Source organism: Gordonia sp. NPDC003376 (assembly GCF_053589235.1).
This window is the reverse complement of sequence record NZ_JBSFRM010000003.1, coordinates 300,917-309,494: the sequence shown is the minus strand read 5'-3', so window position 1 is coordinate 309,494 and position 8,578 is coordinate 300,917. Positions and strand designations below refer to the sequence as shown.

Genomic DNA, 8,578 nt, shown 5'->3' with positions numbered 1-8,578 from the left:
CTGGGTGGTGACCATTGGTGAGGTGGTCGCGTGCCGAGGTCGGCCGGCGGGGGTTTCGACACGCCTTGTCGCTGCGCTCCTCGTCGGCTCAACCATCGACTGTGGCAGGGTGATTGAGCCGGGACCGAGCATCGCGAGGACCCGTGTCGAAATCTTCGCAGCGTGGGCTGGGTGGTGACTGCGTTCTTCGTCGGCTCAACCATCCACTGCTCCACGGTGATCGAGCAGGATGCTGTCGCGAGAGCGACTCCGTCGGGCATCCGGGGGCGGCTAACCGACGTCACAGATCCTTGGCGGCGCGTCGGTAGGCGGCGATCGCACGATCGCCTGCGGCCTCCTGCAGCGCGTCGATCCGGCCGAGTAGGAACAGGTCGGAGTTGCTCAGCCCGTTGTCTCCGGCGGCGAGTTCGGTGAGCCGTGCCCGATTGATCCGGGTGTCGTTGTAGTCGCCGAGCGCACTCTGGATTCGCTTGGCGACCGCGGCGATCTGACGATGCTTCTTGACCTGCAGCGGCTCGCCCGCATCGGTTGCGTACCGCAGCTTCTTCGCGCGCTTGCGAATGCTGTGCAGTTGCTCTTCCCACGCCTCCGACCCCTCGGTGAGGGTGGCGAGATCGGCCTGCGCCTTGCGGATCTGTTTGCGGGACTTGGCGATCGCCTTGTCCACCGCCGCTACGGCAGGGATGTCGGCGTCGGGTCCGACGGGCGGTTCGACGATCAGCGCGTCGAGCGCGTCGAGCAGCCGGAAGTATCGGTCGGAGCCCATCGCGGCATGTGCGGCGCGCAGCGCTCGGTCGTGGATCGCGGTCTCGGTCCCGGTGAGTGCGGCGATGAGTGCCGGTGACGCGGACTGTCCGCGCAGCAGGCCGGAGTCGATCGCGATCTGCACCTCGGAGTCGCGCGCGTCGCCGAGAATCCTTGCCAGCAGGCGCAGTTCGTCGTCGATGTGTGCGCTCCGCTCACGATCGAGCACGGTCGGGAACCCCGACAGGATGCTACGGATTCGACGCGTCGCGACCCGCATCTGATGCACCGCGTCGTAGGCGTCGACGCGGACCTCCGGATCGTAGGCGAGCAGGGAGTTGCGGTGGATCGCGAGGTCGGTGACCACCAATTCCAATGCGGTGGGACGCTTTCCGATACGTGGTTCGGAGATGGTGGGGGTGGAGCCGATGGCGCGGGCGAGCTTCGACGCACTCGACGGCTCGTCGCCACCGGACGCCCGCAGAAGCTTCGCGGCCGCCTTCAGCAGGCGCGGGGTGCCGCCTTCGAGCAGTTCGAACTCCCACTCCGACCACTGTTGTGCCTCGCCGTCGGGCAACAGTGACTGTGCGGTCACCGCGTCCTCGGCGAACTCGGCCAGCGGCAGGCCGTCGACGCCGAGCAGGGTGGTCACCGTGCGCGAGGTGGAGATCACCGCGACCGGGATGAGCGACCGGTTCCGGATGATCGCGAGGACCGGCGTGAGCAGGGCATCCGGGACGTCGGCGTCGGCGGGTGCCTCGTCGAAGGTCACCTGCAGTTCCTTGCGCGCACCGGGAATCCCGGTGGGGCGCTTGAGATGCCACCCGCTGTCGGTGCCGCCGGTCCGGCGCCGCATGGTGATCTTGTTTCCCGCGAGGTCCAGGCTCTCGGTGTCGAGATAGGTGGCGTCGAGGGCGTAGGTCTGCGGTCCTCGCTGTGCGACGACGCCGGGCAGGACCCGGAGGTCCGGTGCGGTGACACCTACCTCGACATCGAACTTGAGCTCTACCTCGACCTGCTCGGCTGCGGCCACTGATCCTCCTGTCGAAGAACGTCGTACGTGTCCGAGTCTATGTGGTTGTCGCCAGCGCCGGTGCCGGCGATGGCGGGATCGCCGGTCAGCGGTCGGCGAACGCGTCGGTGGCCTCGATCAGGTGATGGGCGATCCCGGGCTCGAACGACGCGTGGCCGGCGTCGTCGACGATGTGCAGGGTCGCCGACGGCCACGCCCGGTGCAGGTCCCAGGCGCTGCGCATCGGGCAGACCACGTCGTAGCGGCCCTGCACGATGACCGCCGGGATGTGTGCGATGCGATCGATGTCGCGCAGCAGCTGACCGTCGTCGAGGAACCCGTGGTTGACGAAGTAGTGGTTCTCGATGGCCGCGAACGCCAGGTCGAAGCGAGGGCCGGCGTCCTCCTTGGCCGCCGCGGCCTCCTCCGGCTTGGGAAGCAGGTAGCTCGTCGCCTGCTCCCATCCGGTCCAGGCCCGGGCCGCGGCCTGCGCCACCGCCGGGTCGTCGGAGGTGAGCAGCCGGTGATAGGCGGCGACGAGGTCGCCGTTACGCTCGGCCTCGGGGATCGGTTCCAGGTAGTTCTCCCACACGTCCGGGTAGATGTGTGACGCACCGCCGTTGTAGTACCAGTCGATCTCGCTGCGGCGCAGCAGGAAGATGCCGCGCAGCACCAGTTCGGTGACCCGGTCGGGGTGTGCCTGGGCGTAGGCCAGCCCCAGCGTCGATCCCCACGATCCGCCGAACACCTGCCAGGACTCGATGTCCAGGTGTTCGCGCAACGCTTCCATGTCGTCGATGAGGTGGGGCGTGGTGTTGGTCGACAGGTCCGCACCGTCGGCGACATGGGGGCGAGACCGACCGCAGTTGCGCTGGTCGAACAGCACGATGCGATAGCGGGCGGGATCGAAGAACCGGCGCTGGTTGCCCGCGGTGCCGCCGCCGGGACCCCCATGCACGAAGACCACCGGCTTGCCCTCGGGGTTGCCCGACGTCTCCCAATAGATCTCTTGTCCGTCGGTGGTGGACAGATGGCCGCCGGCGTACGGCTCGATCTCCGGATAGAACTCGCGCATACCTGCAGACAATAGGCGACGCCGCGCCGCTCCATGAGGAGGCCGGCGCGGCGTCGGACGGTGTCGGCTCAGTAGCTGTGCTCGGGGCCGGGGAACACGCCGCGGCGTACCTCGTCGGCGTATTGGGCTGCTGCGGTGCGCAGTTCGCCACCCACGTCGGCGAATCGCTTGACGAAGCGGGCCGTCTTGCCGTGGGTCATCCCGGCCATGTCCTGCCAGACCAGCACCTGAGCGTCGGTCTCGTTTCCCGCGCCGATGCCGATGGTCGGGATGGTGAGCTTGCGGGTGACCTGTCCGGCGATGTCGGCCGGGACCATCTCCATGACGACCGCGAACGCACCGGCCTCTTGGACGGCGATGGCGTCGGCGATCAGCTGGTCGGCGCCGTCGCCACGACCCTGAACCCGGAAGCCGCCGAGGCCGTTGACGCTCTGTGGGGTGAAGCCGATGTGGGCCATCACGGGGATACCTGCGGCGGTCAGGGTCGCGATCTGGTCGGCCACGCGTTCTCCGCCCTCGAGCTTGACCGCGTGCGCGCCGGTCTCCTTGAAGAACCGCACGGCGGTCTCGAGTGCCTGCTGTGGGCTCGCCTCGTAGCTGCCGAACGGCAGATCGGCGACGACGAGGGCGTGGGGGGCGCCGCGGACGACGGCGCGGGCGAGCGGGATCAGCTCGTCGATGGAGACCGGGATGGTGGTGTCGTACCCGAGGACGACGTTGGCGGCGGAGTCGCCGACCAGCAGGACGGGGATACCGGCCTCGTCGAAGATGCGGGCGGTGGAGTAGTCGTAGGCGGTGAGCATCGACCACTTCTCGCCCTCGGTCTTCATCTGGGCCAGATGGTGGACGCGGGTGATGCGGCGGCGCGGGGCGGCGGAGTCGCCGGCCGGGGCGGGGTTCGAGGCGCCGTAGATCGAAACGTCGGACATCGTTGTCTCTTTTCTTCCTCGAGTCCTGCGGCGCAGGTACCCGGGCGGGTGGGACGTTCCCCATTGTGGCACCGGGCGCAGGCGTGATCTGCGCCATGAGCTGTGCATTTGGTCACATCGGGCGGCTCGTCGGGGAGTGTCGCGAAACGTCGGGGCCCGGACATCGGGCGTGCGGGTAGTGGCTAGGATCAGCGAGCGCCACACGGTGACCGGAGTCTCATCACCCGATATTCGCAATCCAGATGGTGAGATCACTGCAGAAAAACCGCAGGGTGTCGAGTTTGAATTGTGTCTGTAACACGGATTTAACAGGCGATCCCTAATGTCGGCGACCATGGATCGCCAAAAGGAATTCGTGCTGCGGACTCTCGAGGAGCGCGACATCCGATTCGTACGCCTGTGGTTCACCGACGTCCTGGGTTATCTGAAGTCGGTGGCGATCGCTCCGGCCGAACTGGAGGGTGCGTTCTCGGAGGGTATCGGCTTCGACGGCTCGGCCATCGAGGGCTTCTCCCGGGTCTCGGAGGCCGACACCGTCGCCAAACCCGACCCGTCGTCCTTCCAGGTGCTGCCGTGGACCACCTCGGCCGGCCGACACCACTCGGCCCGCATGTTCTGCGACATCGCGATGCCCGACGGCACCCCCAGCTGGGCCGACTCGCGGCACGTGCTGCGTCGACAGCTCAACAAGGCCGCCGAGATGGGCTTCAGCTGCTACGTGCATCCCGAGGTCGAGTTCTTCCTGCTGCGTGAGGCGCCGCTGGACGGCAGCGTCCCGGTGCCTGCCGACTCCGGCGGCTACTTCGACCAGGCCGTCCACGACTCGGCCCCCAACTTCCGTCGTCACGCCATCGACGCCCTCGAGTCGATGGGCATCTCGGTGGAGTTCTCCCATCACGAGGGTGCACCCGGTCAGCAGGAGATCGACCTACGGTATGCCGACGCGCTGTCGATGGCCGACAACGTGATGACCTTCCGCTACCTGATCAAGGAGGTGGCGATCAACGAGGGTGTGTGGGCCACCTTCATGCCCAAGCCGTTCAGCGATCACCCGGGCTCGGCCATGCACACCCACATGAGCCTGTTCGAGGGCGAGACCAACGCCTTCCACAACCCCGACGACCCGATGCAGCTGTCGGAGACCGGCAAGAAGTTCATCGCCGGCATCCTGCACCACGCCTCCGAGATCAGCGCCGTGACCAACCAGTGGGTCAACAGCTACAAGCGGCTGATCCACGGCGGAGAGGCACCGACCGCGGCCACCTGGGGTGGCGCGAACCGTTCGGCGCTCATCCGCCTGCCGCTCTACACCCCGAACAAGGCGTCGTCGCGGCGGATCGAGGTGCGCAGCCCGGACTCGGCCTGCAACCCGTACCTGACCTTCGCGGTGCTGCTGGCGGCCGGGCTCAAGGGCATCACCGAGGACTACGAGCTGCCCGACGAGGCCGAGGACGACGTCTGGGCCCTCACGCCGGCCGAGCGTCGCGCGATGGGCTACCAGGAACTGCCCGGCAGCCTGGCCGAGGCCCTGCACGCGATGGAGAACTCGGAGCTGGTGGCCGAGGCGCTCGGCGAGCACGTCTTCGACTACTTCCTGCGCAACAAATGGGCGGAGTGGACCAACTACCGCAGTCTGGTCACACCGTTCGAGCTGCAGAACTACCTGCCGCTGTAGTCGCCGGCCGACCCCGTCGTGATCGCGCGCGGGGGACCCGTCGAGGTCGCCCGGGGGCTCCCGGCGGCGGGTTCTGTGACCCAAAACTCGGACCGCCCACCGGCATGTCCGGGCGAGTCGCTATTTTCGTTACGTGACTTCGCTCTATGGCCGCGGTGGCGTGCCCAGTGCAGGACGACTCGGGTTTCTCGACTCGTCGGCGCCGGAGAACCTCGCAGAGCTCGGCTGGGACGACGAGGGGTCGGTCGGACTGCTCTGGGCGCTCTCGCGTGCCCCCGACGCCGACCTGGCCCTGCGTACCCTCATGCGGCTGCGTGCGGCCGTCGACGACGAGTGGTCGGAGATCGACGCCCTGCTGCGCACCGACACCGGCTTCCGTGGCCGGCTGTTCGGCGTGATCGGGTCGTCGGACACCCTCGGTGACCACCTCACCGCCGGTCCCGGCTGCTGGCGGCTGCTGACCCGCGACACCCTGCCCGACGTCGTCGAGATCAACGAGCACATGCTCGCGTCGGTCGGTGCCGTTGCCGAGCCCGGCGAGGTGGAGCTGGGCAACAAGATCTACCGTGCCGCGTTCAGCGGCCCCAAGGCCGTCGTCGCGATGCGCGACGCCTACCGCAATCTGGTCCTGCAACTGGCCGCCCACGACGTCGCCTCGACCGTCGAGGACGAGCGGGTGATGTGGTTCCCCGAGGTCGGTGCGTATCTCGCCGATCTGGCCGACGCCGCCCTGACCACCGCGCTCGCGGTGGCGTTCCGCGAGGTGTGCGGCGACAAACCGATCCCGGGGCGGCTGGCCGTGATCGCGATGGGCAAATGCGGCGCCCGCGAACTCAACTACGTCTCCGACGTCGACGTGGTGTTCGTCGCCGAACCCGCCGACGGCACATCCGCACGGATCGCCGGCGAGATGATGCGGGTGGGCACCCTGGCATTCTTCGAGGTCGACGCCGCGCTGCGCCCCGAGGGCAAGGCCGGCGCGTTGACCCGCACGCTCGACTCACATCTGGCCTACTACAACCGCTGGGCCAAGACCTGGGAGTTCCAGGCACAGCTGAAGGCCCGCCCGATGACCGGCGACATGGCCCTGGCCGACGCCTACTACGAGGCGATCAACCCGATGGTGTGGCGGGCCGCGGAGCGTGAGGACTTCGTCCACGAGGTGCAGGCGATGCGGCGCCGCGTCGAGGAGCTCCTGCCCGACACCGAGCGGGAGCGCAACCTCAAACTCGGTTCCGGCAGCCTCCGCGACGTCGAGTTCGCCGTCCAGCTGCTGCAGATGGTGCACGGCCGCGTCGACGAGTCGCTGCGCGTGCGGGCCACCGTCGACGCGCTGGCCGCGCTCACCGCCGGCGGATACGTCGGCCGCGACGACGGCGCCAACCTGAGCGCGTCGTACCAGTTCCTGCGGCTGCTCGAGCACCGGCTGCAGCTGCAACGGCTGTCGCGCACACACCTGCTGCCCAAGTTCGACGACGACGAGGGTATGCGGTGGCTGGCGCGTGCCGCGCACATCCGGCGTGAGGGCGACCTCGATGCCACCGCGGTGCTGCGCCGCCAGATCCGGGCCCAGTCGCTGCGGGTGCGCAAGTTGCACCAGAAGCTGTTCTATCGGCCACTGCTGGAGGCCGCGACCCGTTTCAACACCGAGGAGCTCACCCTCACCGACAAGTCCGCAGAGCGGCGGTTGTCGGCGTTGGGCTACGCCATGCCCGACCGCGCACTCAGCCACATCCGGGCTCTGGCGTCGGCACCGGGACGGCGCGGCCAGGTCCAGCTGCTGATCCTGCCGCAGCTGCTCGAGCACATCGGTGACACCCCCGACCCCGACGCCGGCCTGCTCAACTACCGCCGCCTGTGCGAGAGCCTCGACGTGGACTGGTTCCTGCGTCTGCTGCGGGACGACGGCGTGGTGGCCGAGCGCCTGATGAAGGTCCTGGGCACCTCCGAGTTCATCGCCAACCTGTTGATGCGCTCGCCGGAGGTGATCCACCTCTACTCCGACGGCGCCAACGGCCCCAAGCTGTGCGAGGTGGACCCCGACGACGTCGCGAAGGGCCTGATCGCGTCCACCGTGCGTCAGACCGACCTGCGTCGTGCGGTCACCGCGGCGCGGTCGCACCGGCGGGCCGAGCTGGCCCGGATCGCCTCGGCGGACGTGCTCGGCATGATGGATGTCGCCACGGTGTGCCGGGCGCTGTCGAATGTGTGGGCGTCGGTGCTGAACGCCGCGCTGACGGTGGCGATCAAGGTCTCCGAGACCGAACGTGGGAGTGCCGCGCCGGCCCGGATCGCGGTGATCGGCATGGGGCGTCTGGGCGGTCTGGAACTCGGTTACGGGTCCGATGCCGACGTGCTGTTCGTCTGCCAGCCCAACCCCGGGATGGACGAGACCGTGGCGGTGAAGTGGTCGCAGACCATCGCCGAGTCGGTGCGCTCGATGCTCGGATCGCCCAGCGAGGACCCGCCCCTGGTGGTCGACACCGGCCTGCGTCCGGAGGGACGCAACGGCCCGGTGGTGCGGACGCTGGCCGCCTACGCGTCGTACTACCAGCAGTGGGCGCAGCCATGGGAGGTGCAGGCGTTGCTGCGGGCACATCAGGTGGCCGGCGACGACGACCTGGGGATCGACTTCCTGCACATGATCGATTCGATCCGCTACCCGGCGGGCGGGGTGTCGTCGGCGGCGGTCCGCGAGATCCGCCGGATCAAGGCCCGCGTCGACGCCGAGCGCCTGCCGCGCGGTGCCGATCCGGCCACGCACACCAAACTCGGCCGTGGTGGTCTCGCCGACGTCGAGTGGACCGTCCAGCTGATCCAGCTGCGCAATGCACACAGGTTCCGCTCGCTGCACAACACCTCGACGGTCGAGACGCTCGACGCGATCGGTGCGGCGGAGTTGCTCGGCGAGAACGACGTGGCCACCCTCAAGGAGGCGTGGCTCACCGCGACCAAGGCGCGCAACGCGTTGGTACTGGTGCGGGGCAAGCCGGTCGATCAGCTGCCCGGACCCGGAAAGCAGCTGCGGCAGATCGCCTTTGCCGCCGGCTGGCCGGAGGATCAGGCGGCGGAGTTCCTGGAGCACTACCTGCGGGTGACGCGCCGGGCGAAGAACGTGGTGCTGAAGGTCTTCGGAGCCTGAC

At 68.5% G+C, this 8,578-nt stretch carries 5 protein-coding genes; 2 read left to right on the top strand and 3 right to left on the bottom strand.

Translation table 11 applies throughout. The features are described from left to right. Window positions 1-280: 280 nt before the first annotated feature. From ACWDUA_RS05365 to panB, 3 genes are all read right to left on the bottom strand, one after another. The gene (locus ACWDUA_RS05365) at window positions 281-1,777 is read right to left on the bottom strand and encodes a CYTH and CHAD domain-containing protein (RefSeq protein ID WP_449749965.1); all 1,497 of its coding nucleotides are present in this window, start codon (window positions 1,775-1,777) and stop codon (window positions 281-283) included. A gap of 85 nt (window positions 1,778-1,862) precedes the next feature. Further along, window positions 1,863-2,831, bottom strand: a complete 969-nt coding sequence (gene pip, locus ACWDUA_RS05360; protein ID WP_449749964.1) for a prolyl aminopeptidase — start codon at window positions 2,829-2,831, stop codon at window positions 1,863-1,865. 68 nt (window positions 2,832-2,899) lie between these two features. After that, entirely contained in the window at window positions 2,900-3,760 is an 861-nt protein-coding gene (panB, locus tag ACWDUA_RS05355; RefSeq protein ID WP_449749963.1) for a 3-methyl-2-oxobutanoate hydroxymethyltransferase, read from the bottom strand. A 334-nt stretch (window positions 3,761-4,094) separates the two neighbouring features. On the opposite strand from panB, the gene glnA reads away from it, so the two are divergent. Both glnA and ACWDUA_RS05345 read left to right on the top strand, forming a co-directional pair. After that, the gene (gene glnA, locus ACWDUA_RS05350; protein WP_449749962.1) at window positions 4,095-5,435 is read left to right on the top strand and encodes a type I glutamate--ammonia ligase; all 1,341 of its coding nucleotides are present in this window, start codon (window positions 4,095-4,097) and stop codon (window positions 5,433-5,435) included. Window positions 5,436-5,568: 133 nt separating this feature from the next. Continuing rightward, window positions 5,569-8,577, top strand: a complete 3,009-nt coding sequence (locus ACWDUA_RS05345; protein ID WP_449749961.1) for a bifunctional [glutamine synthetase] adenylyltransferase/[glutamine synthetase]-adenylyl-L-tyrosine phosphorylase — start codon at window positions 5,569-5,571, stop codon at window positions 8,575-8,577. The last annotated feature ends 1 nt before the right edge of the window (window position 8,578 follow it).